General features: G+C 61.2%; 16 protein-coding genes. 11 read left to right on the forward strand and 5 right to left on the reverse strand.

Annotated features, from left to right (window positions below; genetic code table 11):
* Positions 1–21: 21 nt before the first annotated feature.
* Both JIN84_RS03760 and JIN84_RS03765 read left to right on the forward strand, forming a co-directional pair.
* Positions 22–690, forward strand: coding sequence for a D-Ala-D-Ala carboxypeptidase family metallohydrolase (locus JIN84_RS03760; protein WP_200349667.1), 669 nt, complete (start codon positions 22–24; stop codon positions 688–690).
* Between the two features lie 75 nt (positions 691–765).
* Positions 766–1,128 (forward strand): putative quinol monooxygenase, encoded by a 363-nt coding sequence (locus tag JIN84_RS03765; protein WP_200349668.1) that lies wholly within the window; start codon positions 766–768, stop codon positions 1,126–1,128.
* 75 nt (positions 1,129–1,203) lie between these two features.
* Here the strand turns inward: JIN84_RS03765 and JIN84_RS03770 are convergent, their stop codons facing one another.
* Positions 1,204–2,127: a LysR family transcriptional regulator gene (locus JIN84_RS03770; RefSeq protein WP_200349669.1), complete on the reverse strand. Its 924-nt coding sequence runs from the start codon at positions 2,125–2,127 to the stop codon at positions 1,204–1,206.
* A gap of 98 nt (positions 2,128–2,225) precedes the next feature.
* Between JIN84_RS03770 and JIN84_RS03775 the strand changes: the two genes are divergently transcribed.
* Positions 2,226–2,969, forward strand: coding sequence for an SDR family oxidoreductase (locus JIN84_RS03775; RefSeq protein WP_345715834.1), 744 nt, complete (start codon positions 2,226–2,228; stop codon positions 2,967–2,969).
* Positions 2,970–3,156: 187 nt separating this feature from the next.
* Here JIN84_RS03775 and lpxD read toward each other — a convergent pair whose 3' ends face one another.
* Both lpxD and JIN84_RS03785 read right to left on the reverse strand, forming a co-directional pair.
* Positions 3,157–4,206, reverse strand: coding sequence for a UDP-3-O-(3-hydroxymyristoyl)glucosamine N-acyltransferase (gene lpxD / locus JIN84_RS03780; RefSeq protein WP_200349671.1), 1,050 nt, complete (start codon positions 4,204–4,206; stop codon positions 3,157–3,159).
* Positions 4,207–4,222: 16 nt separating this feature from the next.
* Entirely contained in the window at positions 4,223–4,876 is a 654-nt protein-coding gene (locus JIN84_RS03785) for an OmpH/Skp family outer membrane protein (RefSeq protein WP_200349672.1), read from the reverse strand.
* Positions 4,877–5,072: 196 nt separating this feature from the next.
* Here JIN84_RS03785 and JIN84_RS03790 point away from each other — a divergent pair, with 196 nt between their 5' ends.
* Together JIN84_RS03790 and JIN84_RS03795 are read left to right on the forward strand one after the other, a co-directional pair.
* Positions 5,073–5,852, forward strand: coding sequence for a dienelactone hydrolase family protein (locus tag JIN84_RS03790; RefSeq protein WP_200349673.1), 780 nt, complete (start codon positions 5,073–5,075; stop codon positions 5,850–5,852).
* 19 nt (positions 5,853–5,871) lie between these two features.
* Complete coding sequence (locus tag JIN84_RS03795; protein ID WP_200349674.1) at positions 5,872–6,621, forward strand: M14 family metallopeptidase; 750 nt, start codon at positions 5,872–5,874, stop codon at positions 6,619–6,621.
* On the opposite strand, the gene JIN84_RS03800 is transcribed toward JIN84_RS03795, so the two are convergent.
* A complete protein-coding gene (locus tag JIN84_RS03800) occupies positions 6,601–7,497 on the reverse strand; it encodes a TIGR01777 family oxidoreductase (protein ID WP_200349675.1) in 897 nt (298 codons plus the stop codon). The genes JIN84_RS03795 and JIN84_RS03800 overlap by 21 nt on opposite strands.
* Before the next feature lie 145 nt (positions 7,498–7,642).
* Between JIN84_RS03800 and JIN84_RS03805 the strand changes: the two genes are divergently transcribed.
* From JIN84_RS03805 to JIN84_RS03830, 6 genes are all read left to right on the forward strand, one after another.
* Positions 7,643–10,099, forward strand: a complete 2,457-nt coding sequence (locus JIN84_RS03805; protein ID WP_200349676.1) for an LPS-assembly protein LptD — start codon at positions 7,643–7,645, stop codon at positions 10,097–10,099.
* Between the two features lie 10 nt (positions 10,100–10,109).
* A complete protein-coding gene (locus JIN84_RS03810; RefSeq protein ID WP_200349677.1) occupies positions 10,110–10,754 on the forward strand; it encodes an NAD(P)H-dependent oxidoreductase in 645 nt (214 codons plus the stop codon).
* Between the two features lie 215 nt (positions 10,755–10,969).
* Entirely contained in the window at positions 10,970–12,424 is a 1,455-nt protein-coding gene (locus tag JIN84_RS03815) for a hypothetical protein (RefSeq protein ID WP_200349678.1), read from the forward strand.
* Between the two features lie 24 nt (positions 12,425–12,448).
* Positions 12,449–13,831 (forward strand): hypothetical protein, encoded by a 1,383-nt coding sequence (locus JIN84_RS03820; RefSeq protein ID WP_200349679.1) that lies wholly within the window; start codon positions 12,449–12,451, stop codon positions 13,829–13,831.
* A 32-nt stretch (positions 13,832–13,863) separates the two neighbouring features.
* Positions 13,864–15,387: a sensor histidine kinase gene (locus JIN84_RS03825; protein ID WP_200349680.1), complete on the forward strand. Its 1,524-nt coding sequence runs from the start codon at positions 13,864–13,866 to the stop codon at positions 15,385–15,387.
* A complete protein-coding gene (locus JIN84_RS03830) occupies positions 15,384–16,055 on the forward strand; it encodes a response regulator transcription factor (protein ID WP_200349681.1) in 672 nt (223 codons plus the stop codon). Before JIN84_RS03825 ends, JIN84_RS03830 begins: the two co-directional genes overlap by 4 nt.
* 39 nt (positions 16,056–16,094) lie before the next feature.
* Here the strand turns inward: JIN84_RS03830 and JIN84_RS03835 are convergent, their stop codons facing one another.
* Complete coding sequence (locus JIN84_RS03835) at positions 16,095–16,541, reverse strand: hypothetical protein (protein ID WP_200349682.1); 447 nt, start codon at positions 16,539–16,541, stop codon at positions 16,095–16,097.
* Positions 16,542–16,562 lie beyond the last annotated feature (21 nt).

Raw genomic sequence — 16,562 nt, forward strand, 5'->3', positions numbered from 1 at the left:
AAAACCCTCATTGATTCGATCATGACCTTTCCCGAATTTCCCGAAATCTCCGACGGCCTGATCGGCCGCCGCCAGGTGATCGGCGGCCTCAGCCTCGCGGGCCTCGGCTTGCTGGCAACCTCAGCCACCGCTGGCGCCTTCACCGCGAACGCAGGACCCAAAGTGACGGTCCGGGGCCCGGTTGCCACCAGCGCCGCCCCCCAGATGACGCAGCGTATCGACCTCAGCGACCTGCCGCCGGACTGGGCGCGGAACCAAGGTTCCCTCCTTACGGAATACACGCGCTACATCAACAATCTCAAGCTGAAGAACATCTCACCGGCCCAGGTCATCAAGGCCCACGCCAAGAACAAGGGCTCCATCTGGAACACCCTCCCGCCGAAAATGTGGTGGACCCGGATGGGCTACACACTCCGTGTCGCCGACCGGGTGGCTCAGGAAATGAACGTCACGGATGTCGAAATCATCTCCGCCTACCGCTGCCCCGCTTACAACGCCCACTGCGAAGGGGCCAAGTCCCGTTCCTGGCACCAGGCGAACGTGGCCGTGGATCTGAAATTCCCGATTTCCGCCTCGAAGGTGGCTTCCACGGCCCGGAACCTAAGGGATCGCGGGTTGTTCAGAGGCGGCATCGGCGGCTACTGGAACTTCACGCACATCGACACGCGCGGAGAGAACATCGACTGGTAAGCCCGTCAGGAACGGTTCCGCTGTCCGACAGCCCCGGGTTGACCTACGGCCTTCTTTTCATACCCTTTACCCACCATGAGCCTGCCAACCAACCTCGTTACGATCCACCCGTATTTCAAAGTCCATCCGGGCAAGGAGACCGAGGCGGACGCGGTGATGGAGAAATTCGTCGCCACCACCCGTGGCGAGGAGCTTTGCCTCTTCTATGAGTTCACCGTGCTGGGGGACGAGGTCTTCTGCCGTGAAGGCTATGCCGGTGCCGCCGGCGTGCTCCATCACTTGGAGAATGTGGGTGCCGTGCTCGGCGAAATGCTGACCATCGCCGATCTGACCCGCCTGGAGTTCCACGGCTCTGCGGAGGAAATCGACAAGCTCCGCGAACCGCTCGGTCATCTGAATCCGGGATTCTTCGTGCTGAAGCGTGCTCTGGAGCGCTGAGATCGAAACCGTCTGATTCAAACGGTCGGGCGCTCCATGGGCGGATCAGGCCCAGATGGATCGGACGGATATTCATCAAGCTTCGGGAGCCGCCAGCTCCCGCGTCAGGTAGTCCACGGCGAAGTCGATGAACGCGCTGACCCGTACCGGCAACAGGCGGTGGCCCGCATACACCACGTGCACGGGCAGGTCCCTCGCGCTCCATTCCGGCAGGATGCGGACCAGCTTTCCAGCGAGCAACTCCTCTTTGATCATCCATTCCGGCAGGACCGACACGCCGAGGCCGGACAAGACCGCCTCACGGATGCTCGTCACCCCTTCGCACACCAGCACCGGGGAGATCGGAAGCGACCGCTCGGCACGCCCGGGGGCGGAAAGGTGGATTTCCTTCGCACTCCAGAACTGCGACCCGGCCAGACCGATCCACGGCCAGGATTTCAAATCCCCGGGCTTTTCCGCCGCAGGAAACCTCGCCGCCAGGGAAGGTGACGCGGCGAGGTGGAGCCGGATCATTCCCGCAGGCCGTGCGATGACGCTCTCGTCCGTAATTCTCCCGGGCTGGATTCCGACATCACAGCCTTCCTGGATCATGTGCAGCGGCCGGTTTGAAATGCCAAGCGACGCCGTGACCTTCGGGTGTTTCTGCAAAAAACGGCTGACCAGGCGCGTGACGATGAATTGCCCGCAGTCGATGGTCGCGAACAGCCGCAGGTGGCCGCTCAACGTCGTTTGATCCTGCCGGAGCCTCTGGTCCGCTTGATCCGCATGTCCCAGCACGATCCTGGCGTCGGCCAAAAACCGCTGCCCCGTCTCCGTCAGACTCATCTGGTGGGTGTCCCGCCGCAGCAACGCGGCACCACAACGCTCCTCCAGCAGGCGCAGATGACGGCTCAACGTCGGTTGCGGAAGCTTCAGGCTCCTGGCTCCGGCGGAAATGCTACCGCATTCCACAATACAGACAAAGGCTCGGAGCAGGGAAAGATCATCAAATGCGGTCATTCAATTTGTGAATGGGTGATATGCCAAACCGACGGCTACACGGAATTTCAAATCCAGGCAATGCTCCTGTCGTTATGAAAAACAACTCACACAGCCCTATCAGGATCGTGGTCATCGGCGGCAGCGGCCTCATCGGCCGCAGTCTCGTTTCAAAGCTTCGCCAAGAGGGGCACGAGGTCATCGCCGCGTCGCCATCCTCCGGCGTGAACGCGGTCACCGGCGAGGGTCTCGCTGAAGCCTTGGCCGGAGCGAAAGTCGTCGTGGATGTGGCCAACTCCCCCTCTTGGGCGGACCAGGACGTGCTCGACTTCTTCGAATCCTCCACACGGAACCTTGCCGCGGCGGAAGTCGCCGCGGGAGTCAGCCATCACGTGGCGCTCTCCGTCGTGGGCACGGACCGCCTGCTCTCCAGCGGCTATTTCCGGGCGAAACTGGCACAGGAAAATGGCATCAAGGCCAGCACCATCCCCCACACCATCGTCCGCGCCACCCAGTTCTTCGAATTCGTCGGCAGCATCGCCCAATCCGCCACCGATGGAGAAACCGTCCGGGTGCCGGAAGCCATGATGCAACCGATCCTCTCGGACGACGTCGCCGCCGCCTTGGCTGAAATCGCTCTCGGCGAGCCGCACAACGGCATCGTCGAACTCGCCGGCCCCGAAGCCATCCGTCAGGACGAGCTCGTCCGTCAATACCTCCGGGCCAAGCAGGACAACCGGCAGGTCGTGACCGATCCTGGTGCCCGTTACTACGGCATCCTCCTGAATGATCAAAGTCTCACTCCTGGCGAAAATCCCATCCTCGGCCCCACGCGTTTCGGCGACTGGCTGGCACGGTCGTGATGGCTCATGCGGATCCGGTCACCGGGGATGGATCCCGGATCAATGGAATGACTCTGGCAGGAAGCCGGCATGGCCCGGGCAAGGTGCCGGGAGGTTTTACGCCACCACCATTGGTTTTCCCAACCAAGCGGCGGGACGACGATGCGGAGGATCTGGTGACGATTCTCCCGAACCGCCGGATTCGTTCTCACTCCCTTTCCGCAACCGTATCCCCCAGCGCTTTTTCCAATGCTTTCACCCGATCGATGAGTTTGGGCAGACGGCGGGAGTAGGCTTCGATTTTCATCGCCTCGCGCATCGGGCGGGCGGGTTTGCCAGAGTAGATCTGGCCGGCGGCAAGGTCCGTCGTGACACCCGTCCGCGCGGTGAGGGTTACCTTGTCACCGATGGTCACGTGGCCGACGATGCCGACCTGCCCCGCGCAGGTGACGTAGTCACCGAGCTTGGTGCTGCCGGAAATGCCGGTTTGGGAAACGACGAGGCAGTGTTTGCCAATCACCACGTTGTGGCCGATCTGCACGAGATTGTCGATTTTGGTGCCCTCGCCGATGATCGTCTTGCCGAAACGCGCACGATCGATGCTCGTGTTCGCGCCGATCTCGACATCATCGCCGATTTCCACGATGCCGACCTGGTCGATCTTCATGTGGCGGCCTTCGGAAAATTCGTAGCCGTAGCCGTCGGACCCGATCACCGCTCCCGGCTGGAGGATCACCCGGTCTCCCAGCACGCAACGTTCGCGCACGCTGGAATTCGCCATGAGACGGCAGTCCCTGCCGATCACGGCATCGTCGGAGATCACGCTGTTCGGGCCGATGTCCGAGCCATCGCCGATGGTCACGCCGGCCAGAACCACCGCTCCGGCCTGGATGCGGACTTTGGCAGGGTCGAACACGGCAGAAGGGTCGACAAAAGCGCGTGGATGCACGCCGGGAGCAAATTTACGGACCGCGGCGGCGAAGTGGCGCACCACGACCGCGAAGGCAAGCGAGGGATTCTCCACCGCGATGAGGGCCGTGCCCTCGGGTCCGCTGGTCACGCCGCGCGGGACGATGACCGCCGCGGCTTTCGTTTCGAGAAACTGGCCGTAATACTTCTCGTTGCCGAGGAAGCTCACGTCATGGGGGCTGGCCGCGTCGAGCGCGGCCATTCCGGTCAGAGACAAATCGAGCCCGCCCCGGACGATGTCACCATCGACCCAACGGGCGAGCTCGGAAAGTGTGAGGGCGAATGCCAACTCGGGAAATGTGAAATTACTCTCCCGCAGGTGTTTCGGTCGCCGGAGCCGGAATTTCGGGCTTCGGATCACCTTCGACAGGAAGGGAATCGGCCGGGGCGTCCTTGTTCAGGTCCTTCAGGAGACCGGCGGTGATGTCCGTGGCGTCCTTGGTGTAGAGAAGGAAAGGAACCTGCGAGGTGCTGAGACCGGACTTGTCGAAGACGTAGTCGTAGTTGTCCACCTTGGCCTTTTCCTCCACCAGCTTGCGGATTTCCTCAAGGATACCCTTCATGCGCTGCACCATCTTCTCGTTGAGGGCCTGGTTGCGGCGTTGGAGGAACTCACGGCGCTCGCGGTCAAGCGCGATGCCTTCCTGCTGCTGCATCTGCCATTCCTTGAAAAGGGTCTGCTTCTTGGAGTCGTTCAGGGCCGGGTCTTCCAGCTGCTTGCGGAGCTTGCCGAGCGTTTCTTCCAGTTCGCGGATGCGGGCGAGGCGCTCGTTGTTGTCCTTTTGGATGCGGGCGCGCTCCACATTGATCTGCTTCTGAGCCTCATTCGTCCGGTAGTATTGCTTGAAAAGCTCCTGCATGTCGACGGTGGCGATGTTGAGCTTGCCATCCTGGGCAACAGCCATGGTGGCGAGCGACGCCGCGAAAACGAGGGTGAAAAAACGACGAATAAGAGTCATCTGATGGGTAAGTTGAGGTTCCAAAAACGGATTACGTCCCAAATGATGAACGAAAATCCTCACCCGTCAACGCTCCATGCGCTGTTACTTCCATGGCGGGAGAAAAGGTTCCGGACGGAGGGGGAAGCTTGATGAAGCGGCGGATGGCCGATTTCCCGCATTGACGGCCTGAGTTTCCGTGGCTTTGGTGCATGCCATGAAACTGCTGCCTTGTCTGGTTTTGTTCGCCTCCATGCTCACCGGCATCCAAGCGGCGCTGGTGGAGAAAAGCGTCACCTACAAACAGGGGGACACGGAGTTGGAAGGCTTCCAGGTTTATGATGACGCGGTGCAGGGCCAGCGCCCCGCCGTGCTCGTGGTCCATCAATGGACGGGCCTCTCCGAATACGAGAAACGCCGCAGCCGGATGCTTGCGGAAATGGGTTACAATGTCTTCGCCGCGGACGTTTACGGCAAGGGTGTCCGTCCGCAGCCGCCCGAGGCGGGCAAGACCGCGGGAAAATACAAGGGCGACCGTCCTCTCTACCGCGCGCGCATGCTGGCGGCCCTAGATCTCCTCAAGGCGGATGAACGCACGAATCCATCGAAAATCGCCGCCATCGGTTACTGCTTCGGCGGAACGGGCGTGCTGGAACTCGCCCGCGCCGGGACCGAGATCGCCGGTGTCGTATCCTTCCACGGCGGACTGGATTCCGCCCCGGGACTGGATGCGACGGAAGAAAGAATCCCCGCGAAGGTACTGGTGCTGCACGGTGCGGTGGACCCATATGTGCCGGCGGCCCAGGTGGCGGCATTTGAAAAGGAAATGACCGGCGCGAAGGCGGACTGGCAGCTGGTCTCCTACGGCGGTGCCGTCCACAGCTTCACCCACGTGGAAGCGGGCGATGATCCATCGAAGGGTGCCGCTTACAACGCTGCCGCGGACCATCGTTCGTGGGCTGCCATGCAGGCGTTTTTCGCTGAGATCTTCAAATGAACGCGCGGTCGGCCGGGGCATGAACGGGGTTTTTGATTTGCTTCATTTCCAGACGGCGTTCCGCGGCGCGGCGGAGCTGGCGGGATTCACTCCGTCATTGCTCGCGGATCTTCCCGCAGGGCAGTTGCTGGCATGGGAAAAACCTGGCACGGGGCCCTGCGTCTACCTTTCCGCAGGCATTCACGGGGATGAACCGGCCGGGCCGCTCGCCTTGCTCGAACTGCTGCTCGCGGATTTTTTCACCGATGACTTCCATTGGTTCATCTGCCCGGCCCTCAACCCTTCCGGCCTTGTGGCCCGCACCCGCGAAAATTCCGGTGGCGTGGACCTGAACCGTGACTACTGGCTGCGCCAGACGGCGGAAATCATCGCCCACGCCTGCTGGATCGACGCACTCGCGATGCCGGACCTGTTCATCTCCCTCCATGAGGACTGGGAAACGACCGGATTTTATTTTTACGAGATCAACCTGCGGGAGGACCAGCCCGGGCGGGCGCATCGCATCCTCGACGCCGTCCGGCCATGGTTTCCACCCGAGAAGGGGCCTCTCATCGACGGTCATGAATCCCGCGAGGACGGCTGGATCTACCACGCCGCCGAGCCCGATCTGCCGGAAGGCTGGCCTGAGGCGATCTATCTGGCAAAAAAAGGCTGCCCCATTTCCTTCACCTTCGAGACCCCGAGCCACGCTCCGCTCGAACAACGCGTCGCCGCACACACCGCGGCGGTGCGGGTGGCTTGTGAAACGCTAGCGGATGAGATCTCCTAACGCATCCTCCAGCCTCGGATAACGGAACCGGAATCCGTCCCGCTCGAGGGCGGAGGGAACAACACGGTAGCTGGAGAGCAGTGCGGTGCTGAATTCTCCCAACACCAGACGCAACACCACGGCGGGTGCCGCGAAGATGGCGGGACGATGCAAGGCGGCGGCGAACTTGCGGGTGAAATCACCGTTGCGTTCGGGGTGCGGCGCGCTGCCATTCACCGGTCCCCTGAGGCTTCCCGAAAAAACGGCGTGGGAGATGGCGGCACGCAGATCATCGTGATGCACCCATGGCATCCATTGTTTTCCGGAGCCGAGCCGTCCGCCGAGACCGAGCCTGATGACACGTCCGAGTTTTTCAAACGCCGGCCCATCCGGCCCGAGGACGACACCGATTCTCAGCGTCACCACCCGCACGCCAAGCTCATCGGCCTTTTGCGCCGCATGCTCCCAATCGTCACACAAGCCCGCCATGTAATCGGTCCCCACTGCCGCCTCCTCGGACAGGATCTCGTCCCCCCGGTCACCGTAAATGCCGACGGCGGACGCGTTGACCAGCACTTCCGGCCGTTCTTGCTCAGGGAGCCTGGCGATCGCTTCGACAATACGGGTCGTGAGTCCCACCCGGCTTTCGTGGAACAGCCGGCGGTTTTTCTCCGTCCAGCGGCGGTCGATCCGTTCTCCGGCAAGGTTGATAATGGCGCGGTGTCCGGAAAAATCCATGGAATCCGTCGATTGCCAGCGGTCCACGCCCTCGACCGAACCTCCACCCGCGCGGCTGATTCCGGTGGTGGCCATTCCGTGCCGTGCGAGCAGCGCGGGCAAACCCCGGCCGATGAATCCGGTCACACCCACGATGGCGGCTCGCTCGCTCGGCTGCATGGGGTCAAGGTGGACGCGAATGCCAGCAAGACAACGCTGATTTTCCCCACCCGCTGCAAAAAACCCTGCGGGATTCCGTCGGTTGATCCCCGTCCGCCTTTTTCCGCCCTTTACTTGGGCCGCCGGGAACTCTCTTATCACGGCGATGCTGAAACTAGGTGCATGGGTCATTTCTCCGTTTCTTCTGCTACCGCTCGCCGCGCAGGACGTTCTCCCCGAGAATGTGCCGGTAACGCCACCGGTGGATGCGATCACGCCTGTTCCGTCTCCGGAACTCCCTTTCGGCACGCCGACCATCGGGACGGATTCGGTCATGCCGAAGGAGCTGAACATCACATGGAGCGGCCCCGCGGAATTCACCCAGAACGAGGGCGCGCAACTGAACGGTCCGGATCTCAAGCTCGCGGGTGACAACGGCTTGGAAGTTTTCGCGGACCGCGCGCGGGTGGACTTCAAGACGGAATCCGTGACCCTCGAAGGAAATGTGAGCGTCTATCAGGGCAACTCCCTCCAGCGCGGCGACCGCGCGGTGTATTACTATAAGAAAAAAATCCTCGATGCCAGCGGACTGCGGGCCTCGCTGGACCCCATCCTGTTGGAGTCGGGAAAATTCACCGTCGAGGACCGCGGCGGAAAAAAGGTCTATGTCGGCGAGGATGCGGGGATCACCACGGATGACGCGGAGCACCCGAATTTCTGGGTGCGGTCGAAGAAGACGACGATCTTTCCCAACGATAAGATCGTCTTCAATGACCTGAAACTCTACGTCGGTGACACCCCGGTTTTCTGGCTTCCCTACCTGAGCCAGCCGCTGGACGCGGAGCTCGGCTACCATTTCATTCCCGGTTCCCGCTCCACCTGGGGCGTCTTCCTCCAGAACACCTACGGCATCATGCTCGGTGGCGATCATGATGAAACGACCGGAGCAACGGAAAACCAGTGGCTGCTTTCCCGCTGGCACTTCGACCTCATGTCGCGCCGCGGCGTCGGCACGGGGGTGGATCTCGTCGACACCCGCATCGAGAACAAGGAGGAGATCAGCGGCCTGAGTTTTTATTACTTGAACGACCTCGATCCCCAGATCAACCGCACCGGAATTCCGCGCGGCGTGGTGAACGAGGACCGCTACAAGCTGGAATTCAAGCACCGCCTGGAATTCGATCTGCCCGACGACGCAAGCTGGCGGCTGGATACGAATTTTTCCAAGCTCAGTGACGAACACTTCCTCGAGGACTTCGAACCGCGCGAATACCGCACGAATCCCGCACCGGACAACACGCTGGGCATCTACCGGACGGATGAGGACTCGTTGCTTTCACTCTACGGGAGATTCCGCACCAATGACTTCTACCGGGCGGACACACGGCTGCCGGAAGTGGCCTACGACCGTGCCCGTGCCCCGCTTTTCGACCTGCCCATCCTGCACGAAGGAAGCACCTCCTTCGGCGTCATCGGCGAGAAGGCCGCGGATCCGACGCGCAATGCGATTCTCAATCCGCTGTTGAACCTCACCGCCGGCGACCCGGCGACCAAGCCATTGCTCCGGCAGCTCAGCGGCTTCGACCGCCAGCTTGCGGAAAGGATCCTCGCGCTGCCCGTGGGTGATCCGCGTCGCGAGGCGATCCGCACACAATTGCTGGACGCCAGCTACACGAGATTCAACACCTACCAGGAACTCTCGATGCCGGTCACCCTGGGAGGATTTTTCAACATCACACCCGAGGCCGGTCTCGGCTACACACGCTACGGCGCGGTGGACGGCCCCGTCGACAGTTCCGACAAAACACTGCTCCACTTCGGAACCGAGACATCGGTGAAGTTTTCCAAGGACCTTGGTGATTTCCGTAATCCACAGTGGGGGCTGGACGGACTCCAACACATCTTCCAACCCTATTCCCTCTGGTCGGTCGTCTCCACCGATGACTTCGATCTGGAGGATCCGCAGGTGGACCGCCTGACGCCGACGACCCGCCCGCGCCCGCTGGACCCGACCCGCTTCACCGCGGTCGATCAGCTGCAAAGCTGGAATGTCGTCCGGTTCGGAAGCCGCAACCGCCTGCTTACCCAGCGGGACCAGCAGAGCTTCGAGTGGTTGTTCCTGAATACCTACATCGACGCCTTCATCAACGATCCCGAAGGAAAGAGAAACTACTCGAACCTCTACAACGACGTGCGCTGGGAGCCCCTGCCATGGATGGGCGTAGACTTCGAAACACAATTCCCCGTCGTCAGCGGCGGGTCCGGTTTCAACGAATTTTCCAGCCGCCTGCGCTTCATGCCGACAGAGGGCTTCGAGTTCTCCCTCGGTTACCGCTATCTGAACGGACACCCTGTGATGGTGGATTCGGACCGCTTCGACGTTCAGACCTACACCCGCCTGAACGAAAACTGGGGGATCGGCACCCGCCACATCCTGGAACTCGACGACAGCACGCTGGAACTCCAGCAATACACCATCCACCGGGACCTCGGCAACTGGGTCGCGGGCATGGGGGTGACACACCGGGACAACCGGCTTGAGGAGGAATATGGCGTGATTTTCAGCCTGACCCTCAAGGATTTCCCCGACGTCTCCTTGCCATTGGAGCTCGATACGGACTAACCTGCGGCACATGAGCCTTTCCACCGACCAACTCATCTCATCACTCAACTGGCGCTACGCCACCAAGAGCTTCGACGCCACCCGGAAGATCCCAGCGGAAACGTGGGACGCCATCGAGGAATCGCTCGTGCTCACGCCATCCTCCTTCGGACTCCAACCGTGGAGATTCCTCATCATCCAGGACCCCGGCGTGCGGGCGAACCTCCGGCCCGAGTCCTGGAACCAATCCCAGGTCACGGACGCATCCCACCTCGTCGTTTTCACCGCGCGCACCGATCTCGATGCGAACGACATCGATGTCTGGATCGAGCGCATGGCCGAGCAGCAGGGCGGCACGGCGGAAGGCCTCGCTCCGCTCAAGGGGATGATCCAGGGCTTCGCCCAAACGATGACCCATGAAGCGCGCCACGCATGGAACGTGCGCCAGCTTTACATCGCCCTCGGCCAGCTCATGTCGAACGCGGCGTTGCTCGGCATCGACGCCTGCCCGATGGAAGGCATCAGCACCGCCGGCTACGACAAGATCCTCGGGCTGGAAGGCAGCGGCTACACCACCATCGTCGCCTGCGCCCTGGGCTACCGCTCGGCCGAGGACAAATACGCAAGCATCCCGAAGGCTCGCTTCAAGCGCGGGCAGGTGGTGAGGCATATCTGAGGTCCGGAGCGCGGCGGGACACGGCGCCTTCCGGGACTTCCTGATGTATCCTCGTCGTGACGGGTCATGCGATGGCCCGGCTCATCCCGGGCCGGGGCGACGCTTCTCTCCCTCTTTTGCAGAATTTTTGCACAACATTCATCGTGGTTTGGCGCGGGGCTTTGTAAAACCGGCTTCCATCAGGCCCGGAGCAGACATCCCGCTCCGCCACGATCATGAAAATCCCATCCACCATTGCCGCGCTGTCGGCATTCGCGTTTTGTTGTCACGCCGGAGAACCGAATCCTTTTGTGAAAAGGGATTCGGAAAAATCCCCCGCTCCGCCCAGCGGAGATTCGTTCGTCAGCCTTGTCGAACACATCCTCGTGCCTGCCGACCAGCTCGATGCCTGGTTGGACAAGAACCCTCTCGCAGGAGACGCCTCCGCCCTCCGCAGGCAGGCCCAGGCTTGGGTCGCGGAGAAAACCGCACGGCTCGACCATACGGCGCTCTCGACAGGGATCGCAGGCCGTGAGTTTTCCAACGAATCCAATTTGGAGCGGATCTATGCCACCGAATATGAGCCTGCCGATCCCGGCGAGTGGTCGCCGCCGACCGCATTTGATACAAGAAATCTCGGCTACGTTTCCGGTGGCAGTGCCGGAATCGAAGATGGAGCGATGGTCCTTCGGGCGCAAACGGGCTGGGTTGAAATGTTGTTGCCCCATCACGCATGGAACCCCCTCGCGGAACAGACCCGCCAACCGGACGATGTTTTCATCCCTCGTTTCCGCAGCATCCAGGTTTCACGGCAGCGCGAAGATGCCGCCGGAAACCGGGCGGAGCCGGACCCTTTCATCGAGCCCAAGGAAAGGGCGGAATTCCCCCCCGGCTCGGACCAGCTCCGCTTCGATCCCGGTAAAACCTACCTTGTTTCGCGGGAGGACAATGAGTCCCAAGAGCCCAAAGTGAGCCCTCATCCTGACACAACCGTCAAACCCTCTCCCAAAGATCCACACCACCTCGTCCGGCTGATTTTTTTCAGGGGAAACATCCTCCCTCCGGCAGAATCAACCAAAGATGAATCCTTGGAAATCAATCACCTTTCCCTCAAGCTCGTCCGGGTGCCCCACCTCGCTTTTTCAAATTGGGTCCAGGAAAACGACCTGCTCGAAACCCAGGAGCACGCATGGTCCGCCGTAGCGGACTGGGAAAAAAACGGCTCCGCCGAAACCACCGTCAGTCTAACCACCGCGAATCACGCTGGCTCCAAGTGTGTTTTGGACAGCCATGTGGAAGTGATTTACCCGACGGAATATATGCCTGGCAAATTGGTGCCCGCCACTGACGGAAAGCCTGCGCAGAGAGAATACAGCCTGGCCTGTGCCTTCGACACCAGAAACTGTGGAACAGAGTTCTCCGCTGTAATCAGCCCTGATCCGAAAGGGGCTATTTGTAAATTCGAAGTCAGCCAGGTCACCGATTGCGGCAGATCCGTGCATCACCGGATTTTCCGCGATGGCGAGTGGAAGACGGACATGACGATGCCCATCTTCGCTGTCAACCGTTGGAACTCCGAAGCGCGTGTCAAACGTGGCGCATGGCTGCTCGTCGGCAGCGGCACGGGCGTCGATGATCGGCGGAAACCCGACCCGGAACATGTGATCCTCGCATTCATCAAACTCGACTGATCCGGAACCTTGCCCGTTACGATCATGAAAATCTTACGCATCATCGCCGCCCTGTTGGCATTCACTTCCGCCAGCCACGCCGACGATCCGGAGTCGGAAGTTGCCAAATCCTCCGGCCCGCCCGGCGGAGAGCAGTTCGTCAGCCTTATCGAGCACATCCTTGTTCCCGCGGATCAACTCGACACATGGATGAAAAAAAATCCACTTTCCGAAGACGCCTCCAGCCTCCGCAAACAGGCGCGGGTTTGGATCAAAGAGAAAACCGCCCGGCTGGACCACACCGCGCTCTCAACCGGCATCGCAGGCCGGGAATTTTCCAATTCATCCATCTGGGAACAAATCTACGCCACCGAATACATCCCGCCCAAGCCCGGCGAATGGCCTATACCCACCGCATTCCAGTCCAGAAACCTGGGTTACAGCCAGAATGGCGGCGCGGAAGTCGAGGACGGGAAAATGATCCTCAGATCCAAGATGGACTGGTACGAGATGATACTGCCACAACAAGCATGGGACCCTCTCACGGAACGAACCCGCCAGCCTGACGATGTTTTCCTTCCGCGATTTCGCGGCTCCCGCTACGCACGGCCGGTGGTGGATGCCGCCGGAAATCCGTTATCTTCAGAGAAGAAATTCCCCATCGGCGCGGACCAGCTCCGGTTCGCCCCCGGAAAAACCTATCTCGTCTCACGGGAAGCGAATGACCACACCGAACCTCCGCCCGGAGAGCCGCACCACCTCGTCCGGCTGATTTTCTTCCAAGGAAACATCCTGCGGCGGACGGAGCCATCCGAGGATGATTCCGTGGCAATCAATCACCTATCGATTAAAATCATCCGACTGCCGCACTCCGTTTTCTCCGCATGGATCCAGGAAAATGATCTGTTCAGAATCCCGGATCTTGCCTGGGCGGCCGCCATGGGTTGGCAAAACCAGGGGACCACGGAAACCATCGGGAGCCTCACCACCGCGACCCACTCCGGCTCGAAGGGAATCGCAGGCGCTGTTGACGAGGTGAGCTACCCCACCGAATGGGAGCCAGGCAGATTGACACCCGCCACCGGTGGAAAACCCGCACAACTGGAATTCAGCGAGCCGACCGCCTTCGACACCCGTAATGTGGGAACTTCCACCGAAGTCGAAATTTTGCCTGACGCGGGAGGTGCCATCGTCCAGTTCGAGATCAAACGGGTCACCGAAAGTGGCAAATCCGTCCATCAACGGATTTTCCGCGACGGCCAGTGGAAGACGGACATGACCATGCCCATCTTCGCCACGAACCACTGGAGCTCCCAGCTTCGCGTCAAACGCGGCGAATGGTTGCTCGTCGGCAGTGGGGCCGCCACCGATGGGAAAGGCAGGCTGGATCCCCAACACTCGGTGCTCGCATTCATCAAACTCGACTAACCGCGATCCATCGCTTCACATCAGACCCACTCATGCGACAAGCGACACCACCGTGGATCGGAACCTTGTTGGTTTCCACGCTTGCCGCCGCGCTCGTCGCAGGCACGGGTTTCGTCCTTTCCCGCCGGATCGAACGCGTGGCGGAAAAGCCTCCGGGAAATCGTGTGGATGACGCGTTCCGCGAGACCGCGCGCCGCATCGACGCACTCGACGGCATGTGGCAATCCGCGCTGGAGGCGGAAGCCAGGCGTTTGCTGGAAACGAATACCCGCGAGGTGGAATCCACCGTCGTCGGCGTGGTGCAATGTTCCTGGTTGAACCCGGGATTTTCCGACCCCTCGCGCGCCCACCGCCTCATGGATGGGAGCGAACCTCGCATCCGGCCCATTCTCGACCGGTTCGCAAAGGGTGAACCGGGGGAATGGATTTTCTCCGCGAATGAAGTCATCAACGGTTCCGGTTGGATCGAAACTCCGGGCCACCCCCTCTCGTGGCGGCAGGGAAATGGCAGGACCTCCGTCATCCTGCAGCTCGATCCACAGGAGGCGGTCGGGATCGTGCGAAGCGATCTGGCCAGACAAGTGAACGTGAATCTCCCGAACGACGAACCCGGCACGCTCACCTGGACCGATCCAGGTGGGGACGTATTCCTCTCCACAGGCAAACCCGCTCCCGGCGCGACACCTGACGAAATCCTCCGCCATGTCTCGCGTTTCGGGGATTGGACGCTGCGACGGCATTATCCGGTCAAAGTCGTGACGAGTTACAGGCCGCCGGTCCTCGCCGGATCATTCACGCTGGCCGCACTCCTGCTCGCAGGTGGTGCTGCGGTCATTTCATGGCAACGCAAGGCCACGCGCCTCGCGGAGCAGCGCGTCAGCTTCGTGAATCGTGTGTCGCACGAACTCCGCACACCGCTTACGAATCTCCTGCTCAATACCGACCTCGCGCTGGACAGCCTCACTGGAGACCATGAGGGAATCCGCCGCAGGCTCGGACTCATCCGTGAGGAAACCGCACGCCTCTCCCGGATCGTGGACAATGTGCAAACCTTCGCCCGTGGGGAGCGAGGGAAGCATGAGATCCACACCGCTCCGTGTGATGTGGAAAAACTCGCCAACGGCCTGTGGGAAAATTTCGCCCCGCTCTTCGCCCGCAAGTCGATCCATTGCGGGTTCGATTTCCAGCTCTCCCGCAAGGTCACGGTGGATCAGGACGCACTTTCGCAGATCCTCTCGAACCTGCTCTCGAATGTGGAAAAATACGCGGGCGAATCCGCGAAAGCCCGGGTCGCCATTTCCGAAGAGGCGGGCCATCTCGTCGTGGAGGTCGAGGACGACGGACCCGGCATTCCGGCGGATGCGAGGACCCGGATTTTCCTACCGTTCGAACGGGCGGGATCGCGTGTGAACGAAGGTGCGACGGGAACCGGTCTCGGGCTGTCGATCAGCCGTGATCTCGCACGGCAGATGGGCGGGCGGCTGGAGTTGCTCTGCACTTCCCAAGGCGCGAAATTCCGCCTCGTGCTGCCACTTGGGGAAAGGAGCGGCGCATGACCATCCTGATCGCGGAGGACGACCCGGTGACGCGCGAGGCGGTGAAGGAGTTGCTGGAAGCTGACGGCCACCACGTCATCGCCGCGAAAAACGGTCTGGAAGCCATCGCCACGTGGAAATCCCAACGGCCGGACATCGTCCTGCTCGACATCATGATGCCCGGCGCGAGTGGATACGAGGTTTGCCGCGCCATCCGGAGCGGCGACCGGCGCACACCCGTCGTTTTCCTTTCCGCGAAATCCGAGGAAGTGGATGTGGTGCTCGGCCTGGAACTCGGTGCAGACGATTTCCTGCGAAAACCCTTCGGCAAGCACGAGCTGCTCGCCCGCGTCCGTGCGGTCCTCCGGCGTCTTGAAGAACCTGCCGCGGGCGAAATGATGGCGTTCGGACCATGGCGGATCCATCCGAAGCGTCTTGTCGCGGAAAAGGATGGGATCCGCATCGAGCTGACCGTGCGTGAGGTGAAGGTCATCCAGATTCTCACCCGCCGCCGCGGCGAGGTCGTCAGCCGCGATGAGCTGCTCAACGCCTGCTGGGGACTCGAATATTACCCCGAGTCCCGAACGCTGGATCAACATATCCTCAATCTCCGGAAAAAGATCGAAGACGATCCATCGCGCCCGGTGCTGATCGAGACCGTCCGCGGCGCGGGTTATCGGTTTCCGTGAAAGAGCGGGGTGCGGGAGGCAAGCGACCTCCGCGACCACCTACCTCTTCGGCGGAGGTTTGATCCCGATGATCTTCCAGACGTCGTCCATGACACGCATCGCGATTTGCTGGGAAATGGCGTTGTCTTTCCTCGGTCCTTCCACGCCGATGTTCATCGAGGGGACCTTGCCTCCCGGGGAATCCATTTCGCCGGCGCGGACGAAGAGCCGTTTTTTCAGTTCGGCGGTGGCGGCATCCGTATTGGCGAGCTTCCATTTCGCGGCGAGATCAAGGTCCTGGCTCACCTGGTTGAGGATCTCCGGGGTGGCGATTTTGGCCTTCAGTTCCTTGGCGAATTTTTCCCGTTGCTCCAAGGGCAGCTCGTGGTTCATTGGGATGGGAACCCATATGGGGGATGGCAGGTTCTGCTTGTAACTCCAATAAGCGTATCCACCGCCGACCAAGAGAAACATCGCCAAGACGCCCGTTACGATCCAACGTTGCATGACAGGCTGTTATAGGCCATC

The sequence above is a fragment of the Luteolibacter yonseiensis genome (assembly GCF_016595465.1).
Taxonomy (GTDB): domain Bacteria; phylum Verrucomicrobiota; class Verrucomicrobiia; order Verrucomicrobiales; family Akkermansiaceae; genus Luteolibacter; species Luteolibacter yonseiensis.

Coding starts and splice junctions, on each gene's coding strand:
- JIN84_RS03795 (WP_200349674.1), top strand. CDS start 5,872: ATGAACGGGGTTTTTGATTTGCTTCATTTCCAGACGGCGTTCCGCGGC.
- JIN84_RS03805 (WP_200349676.1), top strand. CDS start 7,643: ATGCTGAAACTAGGTGCATGGGTCATTTCTCCGTTTCTTCTGCTACCG.
- JIN84_RS03760 (WP_200349667.1), top strand. CDS start 22: ATGACCTTTCCCGAATTTCCCGAAATCTCCGACGGCCTGATCGGCCGC.
- JIN84_RS03785 (WP_200349672.1), bottom strand. CDS start 4,876: ATGACTCTTATTCGTCGTTTTTTCACCCTCGTTTTCGCGGCGTCGCTC.
- JIN84_RS03815 (WP_200349678.1), top strand. CDS start 10,970: ATGAAAATCCCATCCACCATTGCCGCGCTGTCGGCATTCGCGTTTTGT.
- JIN84_RS03830 (WP_200349681.1), top strand. CDS start 15,384: ATGACCATCCTGATCGCGGAGGACGACCCGGTGACGCGCGAGGCGGTG.
- JIN84_RS03835 (WP_200349682.1), bottom strand. CDS start 16,541: ATGCAACGTTGGATCGTAACGGGCGTCTTGGCGATGTTTCTCTTGGTC.
- JIN84_RS03825 (WP_200349680.1), top strand. CDS start 13,864: ATGCGACAAGCGACACCACCGTGGATCGGAACCTTGTTGGTTTCCACG.
- JIN84_RS03810 (WP_200349677.1), top strand. CDS start 10,110: ATGAGCCTTTCCACCGACCAACTCATCTCATCACTCAACTGGCGCTAC.
- JIN84_RS03820 (WP_200349679.1), top strand. CDS start 12,449: ATGAAAATCTTACGCATCATCGCCGCCCTGTTGGCATTCACTTCCGCC.
- JIN84_RS03790 (WP_200349673.1), top strand. CDS start 5,073: ATGAAACTGCTGCCTTGTCTGGTTTTGTTCGCCTCCATGCTCACCGGC.
- JIN84_RS03765 (WP_200349668.1), top strand. CDS start 766: ATGAGCCTGCCAACCAACCTCGTTACGATCCACCCGTATTTCAAAGTC.
- JIN84_RS03800 (WP_200349675.1), bottom strand. CDS start 7,497: ATGCAGCCGAGCGAGCGAGCCGCCATCGTGGGTGTGACCGGATTCATC.
- JIN84_RS03770 (WP_200349669.1), bottom strand. CDS start 2,127: ATGACCGCATTTGATGATCTTTCCCTGCTCCGAGCCTTTGTCTGTATT.